The sequence below is a fragment of the Sulfitobacter sp. SK011 genome, from assembly GCF_003352065.1.
Classification (GTDB): Bacteria; Pseudomonadota; Alphaproteobacteria; order Rhodobacterales; family Rhodobacteraceae; genus Sulfitobacter.
In genome coordinates this window covers 994,494-1,017,426 of sequence record NZ_CP025803.1, presented here as the reverse complement: position 1 = coordinate 1,017,426, position 22,933 = coordinate 994,494, and the positions used below count along the sequence as shown (strand labels likewise).

Annotated in this window: 20 protein-coding genes; 9 read left to right on the top strand and 11 right to left on the bottom strand. The window is 51.6% G+C overall.

Annotation, left to right across the window (positions count from 1 at the left end):
- Positions 1-223: 223 nt before the first annotated feature.
- On the bottom strand, positions 224-1,318 hold the full coding sequence (gene folE2 / locus C1J02_RS04910; RefSeq protein ID WP_114877586.1) for a GTP cyclohydrolase FolE2: 1,095 nt from the start codon (positions 1,316-1,318) through the stop codon (positions 224-226).
- 323 nt (positions 1,319-1,641) lie between these two features.
- Between folE2 and C1J02_RS04905 the strand changes: the two genes are divergently transcribed.
- Together C1J02_RS04905 and C1J02_RS04900 are read left to right on the top strand one after the other, a co-directional pair.
- Positions 1,642-1,908 carry a hypothetical protein gene (locus C1J02_RS04905; RefSeq protein WP_162798229.1) on the top strand — a complete coding sequence of 89 codons (267 nt, stop codon included), beginning with the start codon at positions 1,642-1,644 and terminating at the stop codon, positions 1,906-1,908.
- A gap of 70 nt (positions 1,909-1,978) precedes the next feature.
- Positions 1,979-2,353, top strand: coding sequence for a response regulator (locus tag C1J02_RS04900; protein ID WP_114877584.1), 375 nt, complete (start codon positions 1,979-1,981; stop codon positions 2,351-2,353).
- An 88-nt stretch (positions 2,354-2,441) separates the two neighbouring features.
- Here the strand turns inward: C1J02_RS04900 and C1J02_RS04895 are convergent, their stop codons facing one another.
- The 3 genes from C1J02_RS04895 to C1J02_RS04885 form a co-directional block, all read right to left on the bottom strand.
- Positions 2,442-2,801: an Hpt domain-containing protein gene (locus tag C1J02_RS04895; protein ID WP_205389863.1), complete on the bottom strand. Its 360-nt coding sequence runs from the start codon at positions 2,799-2,801 to the stop codon at positions 2,442-2,444.
- Entirely contained in the window at positions 2,798-3,787 is a 990-nt protein-coding gene (locus C1J02_RS04890) for a PleD family two-component system response regulator (RefSeq protein ID WP_114877582.1), read from the bottom strand. The genes C1J02_RS04895 and C1J02_RS04890 overlap by 4 nt, the downstream gene beginning before the upstream one ends.
- Before the next feature lie 1,598 nt (positions 3,788-5,385).
- Positions 5,386-7,101: a PAS domain-containing sensor histidine kinase gene (locus C1J02_RS04885; RefSeq protein ID WP_114877581.1), complete on the bottom strand. Its 1,716-nt coding sequence runs from the start codon at positions 7,099-7,101 to the stop codon at positions 5,386-5,388.
- Between the two features lie 483 nt (positions 7,102-7,584).
- Here C1J02_RS04885 and C1J02_RS04880 point away from each other — a divergent pair, with 483 nt between their 5' ends.
- Positions 7,585-7,914 (top strand): transposase, encoded by a 330-nt coding sequence (locus C1J02_RS04880; RefSeq protein ID WP_114877580.1) that lies wholly within the window; start codon positions 7,585-7,587, stop codon positions 7,912-7,914.
- Positions 7,915-8,306: 392 nt separating this feature from the next.
- Here C1J02_RS04880 and tnpA read toward each other — a convergent pair whose 3' ends face one another.
- Positions 8,307-8,582: an IS200/IS605 family transposase gene (tnpA, locus tag C1J02_RS04875; RefSeq protein ID WP_254693269.1), complete on the bottom strand. Its 276-nt coding sequence runs from the start codon at positions 8,580-8,582 to the stop codon at positions 8,307-8,309.
- Between the two features lie 222 nt (positions 8,583-8,804).
- A complete protein-coding gene (locus tag C1J02_RS04870) occupies positions 8,805-9,143 on the bottom strand; it encodes a hypothetical protein (protein ID WP_114877579.1) in 339 nt (112 codons plus the stop codon).
- Positions 9,144-9,908: 765 nt separating this feature from the next.
- Here C1J02_RS04870 and C1J02_RS04860 point away from each other — a divergent pair.
- Positions 9,909-10,205, top strand: a complete 297-nt coding sequence (locus C1J02_RS04860) for a hypothetical protein (RefSeq protein ID WP_114880382.1) — start codon at positions 9,909-9,911, stop codon at positions 10,203-10,205.
- A 407-nt stretch (positions 10,206-10,612) separates the two neighbouring features.
- On the opposite strand, the gene C1J02_RS04855 is transcribed toward C1J02_RS04860, so the two are convergent.
- Positions 10,613-11,149 carry a peroxiredoxin-like family protein gene (locus C1J02_RS04855; protein ID WP_114877577.1) on the bottom strand — a complete coding sequence of 179 codons (537 nt, stop codon included), beginning with the start codon at positions 11,147-11,149 and terminating at the stop codon, positions 10,613-10,615.
- Between the two features lie 87 nt (positions 11,150-11,236).
- On the opposite strand from C1J02_RS04855, the gene C1J02_RS04850 reads away from it, so the two are divergent.
- Positions 11,237-11,986: an AraC family transcriptional regulator gene (locus tag C1J02_RS04850; protein WP_205389862.1), complete on the top strand. Its 750-nt coding sequence runs from the start codon at positions 11,237-11,239 to the stop codon at positions 11,984-11,986.
- A gap of 471 nt (positions 11,987-12,457) precedes the next feature.
- On the opposite strand, the gene C1J02_RS04845 is transcribed toward C1J02_RS04850, so the two are convergent.
- Together C1J02_RS04845 and C1J02_RS04840 are read right to left on the bottom strand one after the other, a co-directional pair.
- On the bottom strand, positions 12,458-14,230 hold the full coding sequence (locus C1J02_RS04845) for an adenylate/guanylate cyclase domain-containing protein (RefSeq protein ID WP_114877576.1): 1,773 nt from the start codon (positions 14,228-14,230) through the stop codon (positions 12,458-12,460).
- A gap of 69 nt (positions 14,231-14,299) precedes the next feature.
- Positions 14,300-14,923: a sulfotransferase family protein gene (locus C1J02_RS04840; RefSeq protein WP_114877575.1), complete on the bottom strand. Its 624-nt coding sequence runs from the start codon at positions 14,921-14,923 to the stop codon at positions 14,300-14,302.
- 979 nt (positions 14,924-15,902) lie between these two features.
- Here C1J02_RS04840 and C1J02_RS04835 point away from each other — a divergent pair.
- Both C1J02_RS04835 and C1J02_RS04830 read left to right on the top strand, forming a co-directional pair.
- Positions 15,903-17,285, top strand: coding sequence for an IS1182 family transposase (locus C1J02_RS04835; RefSeq protein WP_114877574.1), 1,383 nt, complete (start codon positions 15,903-15,905; stop codon positions 17,283-17,285).
- Between the two features lie 378 nt (positions 17,286-17,663).
- Entirely contained in the window at positions 17,664-19,469 is a 1,806-nt protein-coding gene (locus C1J02_RS04830) for a caspase family protein (RefSeq protein ID WP_162798228.1), read from the top strand.
- 201 nt (positions 19,470-19,670) lie between these two features.
- On the opposite strand, the gene C1J02_RS04825 is transcribed toward C1J02_RS04830, so the two are convergent.
- Positions 19,671-19,967 (bottom strand): hypothetical protein, encoded by a 297-nt coding sequence (locus tag C1J02_RS04825; RefSeq protein ID WP_114880380.1) that lies wholly within the window; start codon positions 19,965-19,967, stop codon positions 19,671-19,673.
- A 147-nt stretch (positions 19,968-20,114) separates the two neighbouring features.
- Complete coding sequence (locus C1J02_RS04820) at positions 20,115-21,557, bottom strand: caspase domain-containing protein (RefSeq protein ID WP_114877572.1); 1,443 nt, start codon at positions 21,555-21,557, stop codon at positions 20,115-20,117.
- A 234-nt stretch (positions 21,558-21,791) separates the two neighbouring features.
- Here C1J02_RS04820 and C1J02_RS21125 point away from each other — a divergent pair, with 234 nt between their 5' ends.
- Positions 21,792-22,139 (top strand): transposase, encoded by a 348-nt coding sequence (locus C1J02_RS21125; RefSeq protein WP_114877571.1) that lies wholly within the window; start codon positions 21,792-21,794, stop codon positions 22,137-22,139.
- Between the two features lie 164 nt (positions 22,140-22,303).
- Entirely contained in the window at positions 22,304-22,918 is a 615-nt protein-coding gene (locus tag C1J02_RS04810; protein WP_254693207.1) for a FecR domain-containing protein, read from the top strand.
- Positions 22,919-22,933 lie beyond the last annotated feature (15 nt).

Genomic DNA, 22,933 nt, shown 5'->3' with positions numbered 1-22,933 from the left:
ACTGCTTACGTGCTTTCGCCTAACCTACAGTCGATTGAAAGTTTACGAGGACCTTTCCTCTTGTGAGGTCAAATATTGTTCGGGTGACAACTGTACTAGTGTTTGAAATGGGCGTGACTTGTCACCCAAAAACCTCTACCTTAGGTTATGCAGTTTTGTCTAATAAGGCAATGGCTCTCGGTTATTTATGTGACCTGTGAATGGTGCGCACTTAGTCTTGACCTCATCCCACATGAAACAGCGTGTTAAAGAGTTTTGGATCAATGCTGTTCATCTCGAATGTCTCTCCCTCGGTCAGGATGCTGATGGCATCATGGCTGTGCAGGCTTTCCTGATGGCTGGCGATGACACGAAAATCACCAACCCGGCGTTCTGCATGAAGCTGTTCGCAAAAAAGCCGCGCCGCATCTTCGACAAAGATTGGATTGGCGGCATTCAACTCGGCAAAGGCCTGCTCGTCTTCCCGTTTGACCATCACCTGCGTTTCGGTGGGCACCGCGCGGCGGCATGCTTCGATCAAATCCTCGAACCACAGGCAATCCTCATCAAAGTTCACCTCGGCAGAGATCCGGGCCACGGACCGCTGCGAATGGGGCGTGGCCAACTGACCGCGCGTTTCACGGGCATGTTCAGACAATTCCAAAGAACAGGGGCAGGTGCTGGAATAGACATAGTCCAGATGTACGATCTTCTGACGCGCGCCGCGCTGTTCGACCAGCTCAAGCGCGATGTCGTAATACTGATAGCCACTCAGACCCGAACGCAGGCTTTCGATCTTCATCGGAAAGGAGAACCGCATCTGAATGCGGGCATCCAGACTGTCCAGATCAGCCTTGTAATCGTCCAGCGCCGCCTCGATGACCTCAAAGCTAAAGGTGGATTCCGCATGTTTGTAGAAACTGCGCATGATGCGCGACATGTTGATGCCTTTTTTATCCGCTTCAAGGCTCACCGAGCCGGTGATGGACGTCTCAAGCGTCAGATCACCGCCATCGCGGGTGTGAAACCGGATCGGCAGGCGAAAATTGCTGATGCCCACATGCTGAATTTGTTGCTTGGCCCCACGGATCAGGCTGCTGGGACCGTTTTGCAGATCAGGCATCGTCGCTTTGTAATTGTCGCCCGCGACAAAATCGTCTGGATAGGTGCGGTTGAAGGATGGATAGGAGTGTCCGGCCTCAAGCAGACGCGCAAGCGCAGGGTCCAGCGCGTCAACCTCGGCTTTGCTGGCTGTTGCTGCCCATGCCTTTAGGGTGGCAAGGGCCAGCGTCAGATCATCATTCGACATGCGGGCCGCAGGATTTAACTGAAAATTCATAGACTTGCCGCCCTAATATTGAACCCAATTCTTTGGATTGCAAAGACCAAGCTAAATGACTACTTCTGATTGTGCAACCTGTAGTTGGCTTTCAATTAATACTTTCTAGGTTCTGAGCATTACCCCAGACAACTGCACCTTGAATTAGCCCGGCAAAATTGGACAGTTTGCTAAGATGCGTCCAATATGAAGAGATGGACATTACTGACGCCCCCCCTCCCAAAAAACGGGGGATTACCACATTGGCAGTTCATCGATTTAATGTACCCTTATCGTAATTGATAGCGCGGCCCTTGGTCCGATATTTAAAAAGTATACTTTTCTTGGAAAATGCCGGAATGCGAAATATTTTGCGCATTCCGGGTTATCCGCTGGGCTGGACCGTGTCCGAAGGTCCTGGCATTTCGCAGCAGGAACAACACCAAACTGTTGAAAGTTTAGCTGACATGGTTAATTCTGGCATCGAAAGTGTAGGTGATACAGGGCCAAACCTGACTATTTACAAGGCAAATGCTGAGAAATTGGGCGGTGAAATTGGTTGTGAAATCGACGAAGGCAATGCTACAAAACGCTATTTCAACCCTTCTTGAAGATTACCTTACAACATCGCCTTCAATAGCGCGCCCGAGACAAATCCACCGCCTAACCGAAAGGACCGACATGATCAAGTTGTTGCACGTAGAGGACGACCCAGACATTCGGGAGATAGCCCTGATGGCATTGGATCTGTCAGGTGAATTTGAGGTACTCCAATGTAGCTCCGGTGAAGAGGCGTTGGCGCAAGTAAAATCCTACACTCCCGATGTATTCCTACTGGACATGATGATGCCGGGATTGAACGGTCGCCAAACTCTGGACAAGATGCGAGAACAACCAACCCTTGCCAAAGTGCCCGCGATCTTTATGACCGCGCGCGCCCAACATTCGGAGATTGAAGAGTTAATGCGGGTCGGTGCCGCGGATGTGATCAGCAAACCGTTTGATCCGATGGCATTGCCTGAGCAGATCAAGCAGGCCATGAAGAAATCCGTCTGATATCATTGATGCTAAAAGCAATACTGTTTTTAATTCCAGAGCTATCTTTGATTAAAGCCGTCGCAATTGAGGGTGTTCGACTGGATCTCTATGCTTTTGAATTGAGCACGGATTGGCTCAAAGAGATGAACATATCCAAACGGTTTATTATCTCCTGAGGAAATGCCGCCATATTCCCATTTATGCCTTCAATATGGTCAATTATGCCGTTCTCACAATCACGGGCAGCACAGCCAAGTGGAGCAAACCCAAGTGATCCAGCCGTGCCGGAAATCTTATGCAAGATATTCTGCGCCGACTCTAAATTATTACGCACTTCTTTCGGATCTGTGCTATGCCAAGCAGTCACCGCGTGATGCGCAATAGTACCTTGGCGTTCCTTTAGAAGAGCCAGAAATCGAGTTCTGACCTTTTCAATACCAGGTAGCGATCCAACTATGTCTTTCACGCCCGCTGCTCTACCATCCATAAATCCTTCAATCCCCTTTCATGTGATGTACTTGCTGCTTCCGCAGATACGTGGGCAGCAGCGAGAGCTTCCATCAAAGAATTCCCCGATTTCCAAACCAGCCTAATAGCCTCGCCCGCACTGACCCGCACATGCAATTTCTGACCTCCCCTGCCATACAACTCAGTTCGCGATAGCGAAAGGTTCACCGCGTCCATCAAAGCCGACATATCAGGACGCCATCCGCTTTCAGTGACGCAGACAAATGTTCCGCTACCAGCATAAGACATCAAGAACTGACGACCCGCTAGAGTATCAGAAATCACTTCAGCCACGTCGGACACCAAGCCGTGAAACTCAAAAGCCGACATCGTCTGATAATGCTCTTCGACCTTACGGATTGTGAATGCAAAGGCTGTAGATCCAAAAAGCGTACTCCGCGAAAGTTGTGCCACATAATTTTCTAACGCCACAATTTCAATGACATTGTCTACATCATAGATGGAAATCGGTTCAAAAATCTCCAAACGGCCTGCTGGAATGTAAGGTTGCGAAGTCGCAGAAATACCTTGAGTAGCAAAGACCTTCTTCGTCCGCGATTGGCGCGCCTGAACCAAATTCTCCACCAAACCAAGCCGCGCCTTGAGCTCCAACACTTCAAACGGTTTCGTCACATAGTCGGTTGCACCGGCAGAGAAAGCTGCATCAACGTGACGTTTGTCTGACATCGCCGTCAGCATCAAGATCGGCGTATCGGCGTAGCGAGGTGAACGGCGGATAGTTTGAGTAAGCTGAATGCCGTCCATTTCAGGCATCTGAATGTCAAAGAGGAAACAGTCAAAGGGAACACTTCCGGCAGAATTAGCAATTTCCAGTGCTTCAGTACCCGACAATGCCGTTTCAAGATCATGATTACCTACAGTGATTGCAAACTGTGCCAATAGTTCGAGTATGATAGGGTCGTCATCAACTGCCAGAATTCTCATGTTTGCTCCGTACTTCTAACCATTCGGTCTACATTGTTGAGGCGGGTGCAAAGATGCCCAGTATCAACCTGAAGGGGAAAAGTGGCTAAATTGGGGCAAACCGCAATATTCTCTAAAAAAGCGTGAATTCTTGTGCAAACTAAGGGGAGTCACAAGCCGCGAGATGTTTTGAATCATTTAACTAACCTAGCACGATAGTGGATTACTATTGGAAAAGGGACGGCAGCACACAATTCAGATGTTTCGACATTCAAAGGCATTTCCTTGGTAGAAAGAAACCTCGCAATATCACATGAAGTTACCGAACAGACGTCTCAGTTTTGCTACAAATGTGCCTCACAAAAGCCTAATACTGAATTGATGCTCTGTGCTGTCTCGCGGTGAAAGAGCTTTAACATGGAAATGACCTTAGATCATATAGGTCCCAGAATGAGTGGTCGCCATGTTGATTTTATGCTGATTGACACGTTGTGGAACCAACAAGACGGGAGCGCGACGGAACAGCAGCCAGTAGACCGTCACGCGATTAGGCAAGCTTGCAGTACATTAAGCCGACTTGGAGAACGACTGACGGATCTACTAACTCCGATTGGAGCTGTCGGCTACCGCGCATTGCCATGCGTATCGTCTCCGACGAGTGTTCGATTCAGACCAAGACGACTGTGGTTGGAAATTCGGTTCTTGGAGTGGCCTAAGAAGTCAAACCCACGCCCGAAGATATTCGTAGAATTCACATCTAAGCAAGTGAAGTATGGCCTATCCGTATGCGGGTTTTCGTCGGCTCAGAAAAGTACCGAGTTCTGGACAACCATCCATTATGAGGTACCTGGTGTTTTTGAGTCGCTGTTACACAATTTGGATAACCAAGGTGGAGAACTTGACTGGAAGGACACCAGCTCCGTTTCCTGGAGCGTTGCCCGACACCGCCCCCCAGTTGAGCAGACCCGGTTCAGTATTGACATCAATGATTGTTCAAGGCTTCAATCAAAAGCTATATCTAACTATTGCGACTCTTTCGCAATAGAAAGAAAATATGAAGGGCCAAATCTATCAATTGATTGCATCTCGGCGGCACTTGCAGATGTTGTGTCGCTCTTTATGCCGTTATACATGGTTAATATCGGTGATGACGATCCCTCCCACCGCAGTATTTGTTTGATTGCGTAAGAGAGCACTACAACTAAGACTTACGACCAAACATTGTCAGATTCCTTAGAGCGACGTTGGACAAAAGTTCAATCATTCAGACCCACCCCTTCTGGGGTGCCTTTTGGTGTTTTGAGCCTGTTACGTCGCCAAAAACCTTCGACACGATTGTCTTTCAGTAGTCAGCCACAGTCATTCAGCAAGACTGCAACTCAGCGGAAACCATGAACTGCGATGTTCCTCGCTCTGGATTCCTAGTCGTCATATGGACATTCAATAATATGACTTGATGTGATCCCTACAAAAGTCCTCGTTTGTGGTTAGAGTTATCCGCAAAATTTTCCTTGGATAAGAGAGGAGTGGAAACGCATGAAAGCATCGGAGTTCACGGACGCGCAAAAAGGCGCTCATCATCAAGCGAGCCCCCAAAGATCAATTGCGGAGTATTATCGCTAAGAAACGCCTTCTCCCCCAAGGCCTGCGTTCATTGCGTATGTTGTCTTTTCCAACAGGTTCATACTAGGTGGAAATGGCAGATTGACAAAGAACGTTGCACCTTTTCCTACCTCACTAGTGTAGTCAATAATCCCATCATGCGCGTTGACAATTTTTTGCGAAATCGCGAGGCCTAAACCTGTGCCCTTCCGTTTTTTTCCATCGTGGCTCACAAGCTGCGAAAAGCTTTCAAAGACAGCATTTCGGTCGCTTTCGGGGATGCCAGGTCCATCATCGCTAACGGAAACTCTCCAAAAACCTTTTTCGTTAGAAAGTTTAACGCGCACTTTTCCTTCGCTAAGGGAATGTTTTATTGCATTCGATAGAAGGTTCGATAGGACCTGCATAATTCGCTCGGCAGAAATTTCTGCATAGGCGGTTATCAGATCGCTTTGAAACTCAATTTCCACACCGTGCTCATCACCATATCCCTTGCTCATCGCGACGACGTCTTTAACAAAACTCACCAGATCTACACTGGCCTTCGTGTATTCCATCTTTCCTGCGCGCATTTTTTCCAGGTCAAGAATACCGTCAACAACGAGCAGCAGTCTTTCTGTGTTTCGGGAAGCTATGTCAAGAATTGATTCGGACTTGTCATCAAATCTCCCCAATGCGCCAGAATTGAGTAAGCGAAGGGCCCCCTTGATTGAAGTAAGGGGCGTCCTCAATTCATGGCTCACGACTGAGACGGATTCCATCCTGGCTTGTTCCATTTGCCTGCGTTCGGTGTTGTCACGCAAGACTGAAACGAAGAGCGTTTGGCCATCGTCCCCGGTATATAAACGAGTACTTATCTCGCCCAACAGCTCGCCGCGTTTCACATCGATACTGACCACTGTTTTTTCGCCCTTGATTAGCGGTAAAACGTGGTTTCGGAACAAGCGTTCTTCCATCTTTGGGTCCGCATCAATTATGGTTTTTTGTTGCAGGTCAGAGCCTTCCCAGCCGCTGTTCGAAATTGCGATAAGGTTGGCGTAGACCATTTTCAACGACTTCGAGTCGAAGATATAGACTTCGTCCTGCAGGTGGTCCAAAAGATCTTTCAAGAAGCGGGCTTTCTCCGCCCTATGAAAATCCGAGTTGTCAGTGCGAATGGCAACAGTGCGCGTATGGCGGCCTTGATGGTCAATCATGGGGACTACTGTGCAATGCATGAATAGTTTCGACCCGTCTGAAGCGATCTCCTCGTTTTCTCCGGTCCAAATTCTGCCGCTTTTCAACGTTTTACCAATCTCGCTAAAAACTGGGTCGTTTATCCCGTATCGGTAAACTCGACTTATTGAAGTTCCAGCCAATTCGGACTGACTGTATCCATATTTTTCTGCAAAATTTTCATTCACTGAGGTGATGATCCCATCGGCGTCTGTCAAACAGACCATCGCATGTGCATTCAGAGCAGCGTGCGTGAGTTCGATTTCCTGTCCTTGTTTTCGCACAATTTCGGCTTGCAGCGAAAGAATCTGGCTACGTCTGGCAACGGCCACAACCAGAACCCCGATCAAGAGAAGGTAAATAGATGCATTCGCCAGATTCTCCCCTAAAAAACTCTTGCCAAGACCGTTTATTGAGATCAAAGACGTAAGAATCGCAACCACGAAGGCAAAAGCGGCCAGTTTGTAGTGATCTGAGGTCATTGTTAAGATTTTCGCTGCTTTTATTGATTTTATCACTGCTTCGCTCCAATGCACGCATTGCAAATGCGGCCGTCGGTATTGTTTCCTAGGCAAGAACTATTTCCAAAATCTGGCAGAATTTTGGCTTAAATTGATCCAATTGGGTCCATTTCGGTCGATTGGTGCGGAAGTATGCTTTCGCAATTCTGGCGCAAGTATGAGCCGTTTACGCCCTTCTGACTGACGTGGTCCCAGGGAATTGGGCAGTCATCTAAGGTGTATCCCAAACCTTTGAAGAGATACAAACATGGCGAAGCGCCGGAACTTTAGAGACACGCCAATTACCACCCGCACAGATTAGAGCCTTTGCAGCCAACCGGGGGACACGGGCCAAGACGGACCGGATGGACGGGGAACTAATTGCCCGCTTCCTAGCATTCAGGCCCAAAGTGGGGGCGCACCCTGCCTGCCCAAAAACTACGTCTTTTCAGAGCATTGACCGCAAAGCGCAGTCAACTTTTGGAAGCACGAAAACGGCTAGTGGCGCAGATCAAGGCACACGGAAAACCGGGAACTGCCGAGAAGTTCGCGGTCATGGATGGTGATCTCAAGGACCTGCTAGATCAACAGGTCGCCGAACCGAAAAGCCAGATTGAAGCCGTTATCGCTTCAAATACGGAGCTGACCAGAACCGTCAAGATCCTGCGCTCCATTCCCGGCATCGGTCCGGTTGCTAGCACAATGCTGATCGCTGAGATGCCGGAACTCGGCCAAATTATTGGCGAACAGACCGCAGCTCTGACCGGCCTCGCGCCCTTTGCTCATGACAGTGGTGCCATGCGCGGCAAACGTGCCATCGGTGGCGGATGACGACTATTGCGGCACGTGACGTACCAGGCCGCTCTCGTCGCGAGCAATCACAATCCAGTCCTAAAATCCTTAGCAGATCGGCTGCGCAAGGCGGCCAAACCGCACAAGGTCGTCATCACAGCAGTCGCAAAAAAACTTGTCACAATCGCAAACGCGTGATGCAAGGCACGTAAAACTTGGGCTTTTCCGACAAACTGAGAGATACAGTTGCTGAGTACTTTTCCTAGGGGAATATTTTATTGCCTAAAAAAATTGATCGCCCGCAACAAACCGTGTAACCTTCGTTAGATTGAAAGCATTAAAGAGAATACTGGTTACAGAGCCAGATTCAAAATTTAATATTTGAACTGAACGACTACCGGCTTGCGCCGTTAGGATCAGCGATGTGCTTCTCAAGTTACTGAAGTAAAATGCCTTCGGTGATGGCACGGTTGGTGGTTGAAAAGTACCTCCCTGCCCCAAAGCCGGCATTCCCAGTACCGTTTTCGTATGGCCGGAAACTCCTGTTGCACCTTGAAAGACGAACGGCCCTTCATCTTGCGCACCAGATCCGAGATCGCGAGCTTGGGCGGCACCGATACGAACATGTGGACATGATCGCTCGAAAGTACCCCGTGCAAGATTTCGACCTCGTTCTCGCCGCAAACCTGGCGGCAGAAGTCACGCACCCGCAAGTGTAGCGCGCCGGTCAGCAGGAACGCCGGACCAACCGCTCCTTGTGAAGGACGACTACGCGTTTAGGCAGGACTTTCTTATCCCTGTTTCGGGCGACAACTGAATTCAGGAACCATAGCTTTGAAGGGGAAGTACTAGTTTCGTGACAGATTTCTTTACGGTATTCTGAAAGTTTGGATTGCGCCAATTAATTGACGCACTTTAATTGCGCATCTTTAATGGCGTCGAGCAAGCCAGCATAGGCTCGTTGGGCCGACCAGCAAATCCGGGTGCTTTGCCTTGGCAAAAGCAAAGACAGGCTGAACTTTTGTGCCAGAGCTTAGGTGAATCTCGCTCTTAAGGGCAGACAAAATTCCTGCTTCAATTATTGTACGGGCACTCATAGACCGTTGCGCGACAACCGCAAAAGTGCCATTTTCGAAATATGCAATGTTCGACACTGATGTATCGACCGTGCTTAGGATTTTTCCGGCGACCGAGCTAAGAAATTTTTGAAAATCCAAAATTGTGAGCGTCTCGTATATTTCCTGAATATTGGCTATCGCAAATGCCATAATTTCAAGACCATCGACAGCACCTCACCCCAAAAAAGGTAGTGTGATCAGCGCAAACAAAGCGACAACAAAGACTGCGGTCAAGTAGGAGTGCTCGCGTTCGAGCCGCTCGGCAAGTAGCCTCTCAGCCGGCCCGTTCCAAGACTGGGCTTCAGGTGATTGCCGATAATCGGCTGCACTCAGTGTTCTGGTCTTTATCATTCTGACTTCCATTGGTTACACCCAAGCAGCAAAAATTTGGTTTTTCAAAATGGCCGTGCAGAGAACCCCACACGACCAATACTCGTTAAAACACTCTGCTGTTGCCTGATTAGATGGTGTCAGGCCGCAGCCTCAGATCAGCTAGGCTGATGCTGTAACTCTATTTAACCCGACTGGGACAGGTTCTGGTATTAGTTGAATCTATTTTTTTTGATCATCAAGATGAGCCATTACGGGGTGATTTATTTACCCTCATAACGGGAAACTATCTTGCGAATGAACACTCATTGTTCACGGGCAAGCGCCAGTGCCTATCTTATGGTTAATGATGGCGCGCGTCGTTTCAGTGAACGCCTATGACCAGAAAGCCTGGAACCGGACCTTCGCTGCGCTCTGCAGAGAGCTCTGCTATGCAAACTAGAATGCGTTTCGATTGGGCACTGCCGATAAAAGTGATCTGAAGGGGTCGCTAGCGCGTAACCGTCCTATAAAACGCACATCATGTGCTTGTTACATAAGATGGTGTTTCACTTGGGGGAACGCCAGGTCAAAAGGAGACGCCAGATGAGACAACTGACAGTCAATGTATGGAACTTCATATTTAATGCTGAAGTAAGTCCGCTCCGTAACATTCCGGATGTTGCGACGCGGCACTATGTGTTGCAGGCGTTGGGGTTCATGTGGGCCGTTAGCTTTGCGGTCGCAATCGGAAGCTATACCATACTTGCTGCAAGCATTCTTGGGCATTCTGTCTTGATAGCAGCCGCAGCGATTACGGTTGCGACTTACACTACCGCGGCAACGAAGCCTAGGTTCTTCACAAAGGGATCCAGCCGTCGCGCTGATGGCGAGCACGTTTAAGCTTTCAGCAAACCGCCCGGATAATAAATTCAATCGTTGAAACGATCTAAAAATAACTCGCTTACAAATAGTAATGCACGGTGCGGCTAAAGGTCTGAGTATCACTCAGATTCGAATTCCAAGTGCGTTGCTAACGTCGAGATCGCCAGAGGTCCATGGACCCACGCAATCTGGCCGCGCGCACGAAGTTACTCTGGCAAAAGCAAACCTGTTTCGTGTTTGAGGTTAGATTCAGAAACGACGCCGGGAGATTGCCGGAGGACCCATACCGGAGTGATTGATTGGGGAAGGGTGGGGATGTTTGGGTGCCATTACTCTTCATAATCCCAAAGCCCATGATACTGGTCGTTCTGGCAGACCTGTCGGAAACACATACGTTTCCGCAAGTCTGCCAGACCGACCATTATCTAGACGCTTCCGGTGTATTCCCCACGTGCCGGGTAGTTGTTCTTGATCGCGAAATCGAGCGCACCTACCAACTCCGAGAAATGCGGTCTGACGAAAGGCATCGTCTGAACTGAGCCATAGTAGAGGCTCTGTTCCGGTGTCACCATGAACAGTCCGGGTTCAGAAAATAGGGCCGGTTCTTCTATTCCGATCGAGGTCTTGCCGCGAGATGTCGAAATATAGAGGCCCCATTCCCGCGCCTCTGCCAGCGGAAGATCATATGCAAAACGCAGGGTGTCGGCCCCTATTTTTTCTGCCATCGCTCTGGTCCGTTCCTCACCATCCGAGCTGATTGCAATGGTCGTCACGCCGCGTTCGCTAAAGTCGGCGACCCGCTTTTGAAACTCGGTCAGATACGTCGCACAAATCGGACAGTGTAGCCCGCGATAGAAGCAGATTACGGTGCCGCGCTCGGACTGCTCTTCAGACAAATCGAAAACACCAAGATCGAGTGTTGGCAGCTTTAGGTCGGGGGTCTTCTGACGGGGAATAAGCATTTGAATCCTCTGTTTGATATTTCCTGTGAGGTAAACCTATCGCATTTATGGTTTGTGAAATCCTAAAAATCGAACCATAACACCGATATGGACCGATTTGACAGATTAACAACACTGATGGACAGGTTTCGGTTGGTCGTGCAGCCGGCCCCGTTAAAGGACGCAACACTGATCGTCTTGCGAGATGGGGGTGGGGTGCCTCAAAGGGTCTGTTTTCGAACCGGTGACGCCCGTTTTGCTGTCTCAGAAGATCGTGTTCTATTTTCTGCAAATGTCGATTGGAGCGGCCTATCGAACCCTCTGCTGGCCGCTCTTCCGGCAATGATTGAGATAGATCTGTCAGGAGATCCAGACAGCACCGGTCTTGTTATGCTGATGCAGTCGGAACTATCGGGGCAGCGCTGTGGGGTCGACTCCGTGCTTAGCCGGTTGGGCGAGGTCTTGGTCGTTCGCATGTTGCGGACCCAGATTGAGGCCGGATCGACAAAACCAGGTCTTTTGGCGGGTTTGTCTGACCCTCGCCTCAGTCGCGCAATCGTGGCCATCCACGATCATCCGGGGCGGGATTGGCGCAACGAGGACCTGGCGCAAATTGCAGGTTTATCGCTAAGTCGTTTTGCCGAGATATTCCTTGCGGCGGTAGGTGAACCGCCCACAGCATACCTACGTCGCTGGCGGCTCATTCTAGCCCGCCAAGATATCTCAAACGGTCATAGAATAGATGCGGTGGCGCGTCGATATGGCTATTCTTCGCCCGAAGGCTTCACCCGCGCCTTCAAAAAACACTTTGACGAGACCCCGATCAAACTGCGTTCGAAAACGTCGCGAAGCGCATGACTCGCCGAGCGGTTTAATCTTGGTTTGGGGAAGCTTTGCTAAAGTTTCCGCAATTCATGATATCTCATCAGTCGGTACATTGGGCTCAGCCCGGACCATTGGAGTGCAGAACGAAACAGCGGTTTCGCCGCCGTTTGCAGGTCCGCTTTTGAAAGAAATGCCTTTCACGCTCGCGCCTGCAGCGAATTCTCACTTTCCGCCCAAATTGTTTGAAGCCAAGGTCTACTCTGGGCTGACACCGGCCCAATGCAAGCGCGGCGAATTAGTTCTGAGGCGTGGTAGGTCTGGGCTCAAACCGGACTTGCGGCGGTGCGGCACGCAAATCTTGACCTTGCAGGCTTCGGCGCGACCAACCGGATGACCGGTCCCAGCCCAAATCGAACCTCCAGATTGGATTCCGACTTCGCCCTAAGGCAACACATGCAGGGCCGCCTCGCGCCATTCACCGAGGGCGGGGTATTGGGTTCTGGCCTATTCGGGGATACCAGCTTCTCGGCAGCTGTTAATCACCATCTCAAGAGACGCTTTGTTCCGGATTGGTAGCATGCGTCCGTACCCCGAAGCCGTCGTCTTTGGATAAGCAGCCAGTAACAGCCTCGCGGTACGCTTCGCATCTTCAGGCCTGCCAAGCGCCGTGTAAGTGGCAATCAACACCCAGTAGGTCGAATCCACGGTCGTGTTCAACGCAAGCGATCGATTGGCCAGTTCCAAGGCCCTGTCAGGATGCCCGGAAAACAGGTGACCGGCAGCAGAAACAAGCAGATAGCTGAAAAAACTCGGATCCTGCGGCCCCAGAGCCATAGCGCGATCCAATAGCGTCAGCCCCGCTTCAACGTTATCGCCAAAAACCAGCGCGCAGCCAGCCATGGAATTCACAAATCCTGACCCGGGGTTGAGGCTGATTGCACGCTGAACGGCGTCCAGACCCGCAAGGTAATCGGCGCGCAGCATGACAAGTGTGAACCCTCCCAACACAACTGCCTGCGCGTCATCGCTGCCCACGGCCAGAACACGGCGTGCGAAGGATATGGCCAGATTCAGATCATCCTCGCTGAAATCGTCCCAAGGGCGAGTGATCCGCTGAACAAGACACCAGCTCGCATGCCCCAAGGCGGGCGCGTAGTCCGGATCGATTTCTATGGCCTTCATCAGGAATTCCAGCGCTATCAAGTTGCTTTCGGGACGGATTGCATAGATGTGCGGAAGCGCCTGCAGAAACAAATCGTAGGCTCCCATATGCTCGGGGCGCTTGCTCTTCGCCCGCTCGATTTCGGCCTTGCGCACAGTGGGCTCAATTGCGCCGACAACGCTTGCCGTAATCTCATCTTGAAGATCAAAGACATTTTCAAGATGTCCGTCAAACCTATCGGCCCAGAGGTGATTTCCGGTTGCGGCATTTATGAGCTGGCCGGTGATACGCACCCGGTCGCCTGCTTTGCGCACACTGCCTTCCAGAACGTATCGCACACCAAGGTCGCGTCCAACCTGCATGATGTCGACTGCACGTCCCTTGTAGACAAAGCTCGAGTTACGCGCGATCACGAATAGCTGCTCAAATTTGGACAATGCCGTGATAATGTCTTCTGCCATGCCATCGGCAAAATATTCCTGCTCAGGATCGCCCGACATGTTGGTGAATGGCAGCACCGCAATGGAAGGTTTATCGAGTGACAGTGTATCTGCCGATAGATCGAGCTCAGGGCCAGCCGGTTCGCTGGCTGTCCCAACCTGCAATGCGTAGACTTTCATCGGCTCGGTTATGTTTTTGAGCATCTGCTCGCCCATGTCGGTGACCGACATGTCGAGACGCGTCCGTACGTGCCGATAGGCATCATCGGAAATGCAGATCGCACCTGCTTTTGCAATCCCCTCAAGACGCGCGGCGACATTGACACCATCACCCATCAAGTCGCCATCATCTTCCTCGACGACATCACCAAGGTGAATGCCAATACGAAACTCAATTCGGCGGTCCGACGGCGCACCTGCGTTTCGTTCCGCCATGGTATTCTGAAGTTGGATTGCGCAGCGTGTCGCTTGAACAACGCTGCGAAACTCTACAAGCGCGCCGTCGCCCGTGCGCTTCACCACGCGCCCACTGTGGGCTGCGACCGTCGGATCGATGACCTCGCGGCGCAAATTTCGCAATTCTGCGAGCATGCCATCCTCATCTTCGTGAGTGAGGCGACTAAACCCCACAATATCAGCAATCAGAATTGCTGCGAGTCTTCGGATTTCATCCATATGCTTACTGCTTTCCAATAAAGCTGATTATTGCCTGATTGGAAAAATTCGCAAGCCCGCCTGCGGTTCTCAGGCCCCCCCCTTCATGTGCTCCCAGAATTCCGCCCGATCATTCGTCCGTGGATAAGGCTCGTCAGGTACAGGTAGATCCAGAAACTCGCACAACGGCTCCCAACCGTCTTTGGCCTCAAACACCAAAAGCTGTTCCGGAGGTATGGAACCCTTGACCCCCTCGACATGCGCGATGTAGGCCTGCTCCAGCCCAGCCACATCGAGACCGGGGGGAATGCCGTTCTGGGTAATCAGCTCAGTCACCATGCAGAGCCAGTCATGCTGTTCAGCCGGTGCCTTTCCAATTTTAGAAAGAGCCATGTAGATGGTTTGAGAAAAGCTTTCTGCCCAGCTTTGGGGGCTGCGATATCCAAGAATGAACTTTGCGTCCGGGTAGACCGTATGTAATTCACGGTAAAATCGCGCCGTAGGCCAATCGACGGCGCTATGATAACCCCTGTAGATCCGATCCCAATCTGGCTGACCAGCAACCGCTGATTGCCAGAGCGGCAGCTGTTCCGCCATGTTCCCAAGGACTTCGATCATGTGGTGGCAGGGTCCGAAACCCAGTCGCTCCAAAGCATGCTTCAAAGAAAACGTACCAGTGCGCCCGATACCTGCGCCAACAACTTTAAGTGTCATGTTTGAGCTCCAAATTTATTATTGTGCGATGCGGTAGCTCTACCGTTCGCTTAAACTTTGCTACAAAATTGCGCACGTCACAAGCGGAGGGACACGAGTTCCAAAGCTGGCGACCATCCACGGTGCGGATTTTCGAGATAAAAGCTGCCACATACTGCGAGAACTGCGGATTATCAAAAAAGCTAAACTCGGCGATTGACGTCTCTGGCTACTCAACTTTGCAAAGCCGGCTTTCTGCGCACAGCCGCCCTTGGTGCGCAGCGCAGCATGGGGGCTTCGGTCTGCTACCGCTTGAATGGCCGCTTTTTCAATTCTAGCACAGAACCTTGGCAGGCGCAGCTAAGGTCCGGTTTCCGCCCGTCGCAACATTCACGTAAATCCTGTTGGGATAGGAACGGCCAGAGCTAAGAAATTCGTGCATTGCTCCGCTGTGCCTTCAAAACGTAGCACCAGCGTAGCACTGCGAATTTCGCGAACGCAAAAAAATCGAAAGAGGTTGGTAACGCATTGATATTATTGTGATAAACTTGGTTGCGGGAGGGGGAAGTGGACAAGGTCGTACCAAAAAAGAAATAGCGGTAACAGTCTAACTTCCTTAAACAGTGCTTTTGGTATCATTAGATCTGGGCACAATCATTACGAAATCTGATGTCCATATCTTGAATTAGACAAGAAACTCAGTAGGTTACCTGATAATTTATGGAATTTCTAGGCCCAATATTAGTTGGCGTCGAACTAATCTAGCGAGCTTTTTACACCCATCCCTAAGCAATTTCCGCGCCCCATTTACGGTATAAAAACTCTGTGAAGACAAGCGCTCCTTGGTCTAGACACAGCGAAACATTATTCTCAATTCTAGAAGCTGCCTTTCGGAATTGATACAGCATCCGTCAATGCGGGCTGATTGTGTTGAAAAACTGTTGCTTGATCGAAGGGGTAATCGCTGATTCAATTCCTTTATTGATTGGGGGACTTGGCGATGATGGGACCAAAGCAGGTGGCGCAAGCGGCGTTGTTTTACGAGTTCTCCTCGGAGGATCATGTCCCACAAGATCATCTTCTGCGGTCAATAGATCGGTTCGTTGATCTGAGCAGTATCCGTGCGCATCTTTCAGACTTCTACAGCCACACCGGTCGCCCCTCCATCGACCCTGAGTTGCTGATCCGGATGTTGCTGGTGGGCTATTGCTTTGGCATCCGCTCTGAGCGTCGGCTTTGCGAAGAGGTGCATCTGAACCTTGCTTACCGTTGGTTTTGTCGCCTTGATTTGACTGATCGGATTCCTGACCACTCCAGCTTTTCAAAGAACCGTCATGGTAGGTTCCGCGAGAGCGATCTTCTGCGCCACGTATTTGAGACGACCGTTGCGCGATGCATGCAAGAAGGCCTTGTAGGCGGTCAGGGATTTGCCGTGGATGCCAGCTTGATCAGTGCTGATGTCCAGAAACAGAACTCCAGCAATCTTGAAGACTGGGTCGCCCGTATGGCTGACGCCAATGATGCACCGCGTGCGGTGCGAGAATATCTCGAAACGCTGGACGACGAGGCTTTTGGTGCGGCCACGACGACCAAGCCCAAGTTCACGGCTCATGCGGACCCAGCTAGCCAGTGGACAGCAGCCCGCAAAGGCCCCGCTTTCTTTGCTTATTCTACCAATTATCTGATCGATACAGATCACAGCATCATCATGGACGTCGACGCCAGCCGCTCGAATAGAACCGCCGAGGTAGGAGCCATGCGCAAGATGATCGACCGCACCGAAGAGCGCTTTGGTGTGAAGCCTGATTGGATTGCCGCTGATACCGCGTATGGTGCTGCCGACAATCTGGTTTGGTTGACACTGAAGCGGAAAATCCTGCCGTTCATCCCAGTCTTTGACAAAGGTGAACGCAAAGACGGCACCTTCTCGCGGTCCGACTTCACTTGGGATGACGAGAACGACCGCTACATCTGCCCAGGTGGCAAGGAGATGTTGCACACGAGGCGAAACTATTCCGATCCGGCCCGAAATGCGCCAGTTTGGAAAGCCAGAAATTATCGAGCACTGATGTCAGACTGCACAGGATGTGAATTAAAGGCAAAGTGCTGCCCTAACGCTGAAAGGCGTTCGGTTCATCGAGAGAAATATGAAGTTGTCAGAGACTTTGCCCGAGCATGCACAGCCTCGGAGTTCAATCCGAAGGCTCAGGCCCGACGCAAGAAAGTCGAAATGCTCTTCGCACATCTCAAACGCATCCTCGGATTGGGCAGGCTCCGATTACGTGGCCCATGTGGCGTCCAGGACGAATTTACCCTCGCTGCTACCGCCCAAAACCTTCGCAAACTAGCAAAACTCAAGCCAATGGTGCCCGCCACCGGATAAAAGGTGGTCGACCTAGGGACGCTCCAAATAAATCAACGCGATAGCCGACTTCGACAGGTCGAAAACAAAGAGTTTTTCAACACAATCGGCGGAAAGTATAAATTCGCTGCGACTGCGCGATGGCTGTGTCGGGAGATGGGAAGCCGACATTCATGCGGACTTGAAACGCGGTTCTTTTTTCCGTTGCCGCATGACCGCTTCAGTGCCCGAAGCGGACAGGGCCCACCTTGTAGTTTGTCGAATTTCATTTGACGACGACCCAGTAAGTAAATGTTGGGCTCGACTTGATCACGGCCTGAGGTTTCACTCAGGCCTGCGTTCGGGTATGGTTTTATGAGACGGATTTTGGAGACTGGATCAATCTGCCGTGGGGGTGCGATGTTTCGTTTGATGGTTCTTACCTGCGTGATGCTACTCTCTGCTTTTCCGGCTCTTGCCGAGAAGCGGACTGCGTTCATCGTTGGCAACGCCGACTATTCGCACGTGCTGCCATTAGCCAATCCGGTGAGCGACGCACGGCTGATGGCCGGCATGCTTGAGGAACTGGGTTTCGAGGTTACCTTGGCGGTCGACCTGACACGGGCGGGCCTTGCCTCGGAGTTCTCCGATTTCCTCGAGCAGACTGAAGGCGCTGACGTGACGCTCTTTTACTATGCCGGGCACGGGATGCAGTTCGAAGGGCGCAATTACCTTCTGGGCACCGATGCGGCGTTGAAAAGCGCCTTCGATGTGCAAAGCGAGGCGCTGCCACTAGATCGGCTCGTACAGATGCTCGAAGAGAAGGCGCGGGCCGCGCTCGTCTTCATCGATGCCTGCCGCGATAACCCCTTGGCCACCGAATTCTACACGCGGAACTTCTCGCCAACTCGAGCGCTGGCGACACGGGGACTGGCACCGATGACCGGTCGCTTCCAGGGATCCATGTTGATGTTCGCGGCTTCGCCAGGACAAGTGGCTTATGACGGCGCGTCCGACAACTCACCCTTTGCGCAGGCGCTGGCGCGGCATCTTCCTACGGAAAACGTCGAGATTTTGACGCTGATGAAGCGGGTGATCCGTGACGTGAAGACCGACACCGAGAATTTGCAAACGCCCACAGTGACGAACGACCTGTCGCTGGAGGTTTATCTGAACCTGGGTACGGGTGGGCAGGGCGCTGCGCTCGCCGCGGCGCAGGAAGAGGCGATCTTCGAGGCAGCTCTGGCAATCAACTCCGAGCGTGCATGGGATATCTACCTTCAGCGTTTTCCGGCAGGATCAATGCGCGAGCTGGCGCTGGTGGCGCGCGAGGAATTGACCGCCCAGGTGCTGGCGAGCGCGCCGGGAAGCGTTGTCGCGGACAGTGGCCGCGTGACGGTCGCACGCGACACGGCGGCTTCGGCGGAGCTCTCTTTAGGGCTTTCACAAGATGATGCGCGGGCCGTTCAGGCAGCGCTGAACTCACGCGGATACAATGCTGGTCCCGAAGATGGCGCGATCGGACAACGAACGCGCCGGGCAATTGCCGATTTCCAGGCGGCGACGAAACTACCCTCGACGGGCGTTGTCACACGCGGCACAGCCGAAGCGTTGCGGATCGTGTTGGCGGAACCCGAAAAGAGCGATCGAATCATATATGCGTCCAAAGATGCCCGGAAGTATGACCCGGATCAGCTTGCCCTGATCGAGACCGACGAGCGCCTGCTAAATGCTGCCAGGGTCTTGAAGGGCAAAGAAATTGTCTACGGGTTTTTCCAAGGACGCGTGTATGTCGCGATGCTGAATTGGGAACACATGGATTGGGATGGTGCGATTGCCCTGTCCAAGGCAGCTGGCGGCCATCTGGTCACTATCACCTCACCCGAGGAAAATAGTTTCGTCTTCAATCTGATTGCCCAAGATGATCGGTTCTGGCTGCAAGCCACGGTGGGGACGCGACTGTCAGAGGCTGTTGGCCCACATATTGGCCTCTACCAGCCTCCGGGATCTCGCGAACCAGCAGGCGGCTGGCGATGGGTTACCAATGAACCTCTCGCGTACACGAATTGGAAACCAAATAATCTGGACAATTATGCCGATCGCGAACATCTTGCGACGTTCTACAACAATCAGCCATTCAAAAGCGGATCAGTCAAGACACCTCCGTCGCCCGAATGGAATGACATCCATACTTCCATACGGTCGTTGATCATCGAGATAGATTGAGAGCCTCGAACGAAAGCTGCGCCGATTTCCTGGCGGTCCACGCGTTGCAACTTTAATTGTTTGCGGGCGGTAACATGTGCGCGGAACAAGACCCGACGATGATAAATGGCGGCTTCGTCCCGCTCAGCATACCTTCGCTGCTGACCCGCCAGAGGTCTACTATGCGGGACGAATTTATCATCATGGTGGTGTCATGAACGCTTACACATGCTCTCCATCAGCGCTACGGCTCGAACCCTTTGTGAAGAACTTAGGCTTAGTCGCGGCGGTAGTATAAGTTGCAACCGTAATGGCTGCGGCTGCTATCAAGACAGAATGCCCAAGAATGCTTGCAGCAAGTATGGTATAGCTTCCGATTGCGACCGCAAAGCTAACGGCCCACATGAGCCCCAACGCCTGCAACACATAGTGCCGCGTCGCAACATCCGGAATGTTACGGAGCGGACTTACTTCAGCATGAAATATGAAGTTCCATACATTGACTATCAGTTGTCTCATCTGGCGTCTCCTTTTGACCAGGCATTCCCCCAAGTGAAACGCCATCTTATGTAACAAGCCAATAGACAGAACATCTAGGCGACTACTGCGAGCGGCCGAGACGGATTGAAGCAACCGGCACCAACGGCTATCGCCAACCTGGGCGACTCATTTAAGTTGCAATTCGCTGATGGCGGTATCTCGGTATTTCGTTCCCCTGTGAACACTCGTCAGTGTCAAACTCACCCAGAGGACTTCGCCGAGACTGGGCAAATCCAGAACCTGATATCCGCCCCGGTCAACCACTTGAACCCTTTTAGTGAAACCGGTTGAAGTGCGGACATCAAAAGACTTCACCCGGTTGTTTTTTGAATAAACGCTCGGGCTCTTGTTGTAGCCGTTGGCGATCACGATCTGGTTGATCAGGATTGGTTGATCGAACGAAAAACGCAGCACTTCGCCGATCCCGTCTCCGCTGACTCCTTCGACCCAGGCGGTATTCATGTTCGAGTCCGCGAGGTTGTCACCTCTGTACGAATTGCCCGATTGCCCTCCGAGAACAGATGAAGCACACAACTTGCTCGGGATTGCCCCAAAAAACTTGTTGTAGCAATCCTTTACCGAAGTAGCTGGCAGCGGCAGGTGTCGAACGGATTCAGTTCGCTGGTCGTCCAGTTCGGCCAGCGCGGATCGGGCCATCGCGACATAAAAATTCTCGGGCCTATCGCTGTACTTGTCGAGGAACGCTATCCACGCGGCCTGATTATTTATACTTTTTACCAACGAAAAACTCTCGGCAATTTCGTCGTCAGCGCGATCCGTTTCAGGCACCAAGGTTGCCTGATTTGAACCGTCTGAGTCCTCGTGGAAATAGAAGTCTCCAGTGATCGAGCTGGTTTCCCATGGTGTCTGCTTGTCGCCGGTCGTTGCTAAGACCTCGCGTCTAGCGGCCTTGAATACGGTTTCAATTGGCTGACCACGACCTGAGGCAATCGCTCTGGTCAGTGCCTTCGTGTAGGGAGAGTTTTGCCCTCTTCCATCCAGCGCAACATCTCCCGGGGCCGTCGCATAAGCGATCAAGGTGCCTTTTGGGGCATCGACGGGTGCCAGTCCTCTTGCCGCGGAACGTGAAGATCCAACGAAAGGATTGTTGCGGCAAGCATCTAGGATCACAATGTTAATATCAGCATTCGACGAATTCATGACCCGTAGGAAATCGTTCACATTCACGGCTTCGAGATCGATTTCATCCTCGTCCAAAATCCTCGCGTTGACCGGAACCAGATAATTCTCGCCATTCACCTGCACTCCATGTCCAGCGTAGAAGAACAAACCTGCATCGACATCCCCGCCCCTTAGGTCGCGGCCGAATCCGAGCAGCGCACGCTTCATCGTCGCTTGATCGGCATCTAGCAACCGGGTGACTGAAAATCCGGCGTTTCGCAGCGTGTCGCTCATCGTTACCGCGTCGTTGCTCGGATTGGCAAGTTTGCTTGTGTACGCGTAATCCGAGTTCCCAATCACAAGTGCAATGCGCTCCCCTGCGAGCGAACCGGAGCCCGAAAAGACAAGCAGCAACAATAGAGTGGCAGCCAGATTTAAGCATCGCATAACATTTGTCCCCAGCTGGTTCTCTTGTCGAGCTCGATGAGTCGAGACTATCCCGTTTGACTATTTCGCTCCAGTACTCCTTTGGGCAGGTCCAATTTCCCAAACAAAAGTGAGGAGTTAATCCACCGAAAGCTGTGCCCTTTGCAAAGTGAACTGAGCTACCCCCCGAAATTCGGACACTGACGTAAGCTGCGATTTGTAGTCTGCTGATCCTCAACACGAAGGAGATTAGATATGTCGAAACGAAAGCAACATCACCCTGAGTTCAAGGCCAAGGTGGCGCTGGAAGCATTGAAGGGCGAGGAGACGGTCAGCGAGTTGGCCAATTGGTTTGGGATCAATCCCACGATGATCCATCAGTGGAAACGGGCATTGCTTAAAGACGCGTCTGGCGTTTTTGAGCGGGGCAACGAGAAAACACCCGAGGTCGATGAAGACCAGGTGAAAAACATTCACGCCAAGATCGGGGAGTTGGCCGTCACCACCGATTTTCTTGGCAAGAAAGCTCAAACCTTTGACCGTCAAATGAGGCGTCAGATCATTGTGTCAAAACTGTCGGGTCTGTCCGCGGGAAAACAATGAGCTTTGCTGTCGATTTGCCATATTTGATCGCGCAAATCGCGCCATCATTTGTCTTATTTGTAACACGACATACAAATTCTCTTTAAGGCGAATTAATTTGGTTAGTGTGACTGGCTTGTTATAAGCTTTGACAGAGGGCAAATTGGTGTCGCCTGAAAAGACCAATGGCAAATAGATCGCCAGACGCCTGTTTTGATACTATGAATTTCCAAGAGGTGTGGAGAATGTGTACCCAATCAATACCTACTGCAAGTTGTGGCAAGATGCCCGTGCCCGCAGTGGTATTGAATGCGGCGTTGGCATTCCTCTTGTTGTTGATCACCTGCCAGTCAGCAGTGTCCCAGCAGGACTGCGTCACTTCTGGACTTTCAAATCCGAACCGAAAACTGATCGACTGCAGTGATACGCTAGTGCTGGAGCTTGAATCTGGCGCGGATGCCAAAATAATTGAACGCCAAGACAGCGCGCGTCCGAAAGCAATCATCCTTGAAAATGGGGCGATTTTCATAGAGGTACAGCCGGGCAGCAGACCCACGCAAATCCGAACACCCCATGCTATCGCAGCCGTACGCGGGACCACGTACGTGGTCGATGCGGGCGCAACGCGCACCTCGGTCTTTGTCGTCAAAGGGGCTGTCACCGTTACCAAACCGAACAATGCGTCATCTGTCACACTTGGTCCGGGAGATGGAGTTGACGTTGATCCCATGTCCCAATTGACAGTAAACAGGTGGAGTGCCGACAGGGTTTCCAAGCTGCTTGCACGCTTTGGAAGATGACAGCCGTTCCGGCGC